This is a genomic window from Thalassotalea sp. G20_0 (genome assembly GCF_017744175.1).
Lineage (GTDB): Bacteria > Pseudomonadota > Gammaproteobacteria > Pseudomonadales > Endozoicomonadaceae > Endozoicomonas.
The window spans coordinates 1-644 of the sequence record NZ_JAGHQV010000414.1 but is presented as its reverse complement, the minus strand read 5'-3'; the positions used below and the strand labels follow the sequence as shown (position 1 = coordinate 644).

The window sequence follows — 644 nt, the reverse complement described above, 5'->3', positions numbered from 1 at the left end:
TCCAAAAACCGGATTTTACCCTCACGGATACCGGCCTTGTTATAAAGAACTGGACATTGGAACAGTTGACCGCCTTTTTCAAGGCAACCGAATTCACAGAACAATGGTATGAAAAGCCTCAGGACAAGCGGGAACCCTATGCGATCAGGCTTGAGACTAAACTGGCCCAAATGAAAGCAAGAACCAAAGAGACCAGGAAAGCCAAGCCTGAAAAAGTAGCATTTCTGCTGTCACCTTCTATGATTATCAACATCATCAAATACAATAAACCATTAAAGTCAGTGGTTTGGTCATCTCTGGAACACTATGCCCGCAACAGACAGCTAACCACCAGTTTATGTAAGGCGCTCAGCCCGGTTATCCGAAATGATAATGATGGTGTGGTTCCTGAGCTCGTTAAAAATGCAGTGGCTGAAAAGTTGGTACAGATTGAGGCAACAAAAACAACCGTAGTAACAGCAATCGCTCTGCAACAACCTCCTGCAAGCACGACACCCCCTTGGTATCAGGATTCCACCAGGAGCCTTCAAGGGCCGAAATTTACCTTTGAAGCAGCAATGGAAGAGCTGGATCGTTTTCCGATATTGGGGAATAGAGAACTTGAACTATTGGAACCCTATCGGAAAGAGATGATACTTCCGCAG

General features: G+C 45.3%; 1 protein-coding gene. It reads left to right on the top strand.

What is annotated here, in order from left to right; genetic code table 11:
• Positions 1–56: 56 nt before the first annotated feature.
• The coding region (locus J7438_RS26800; protein WP_209279064.1) for a hypothetical protein at positions 57–644 on the top strand (588 nt) is incomplete at its 3' end.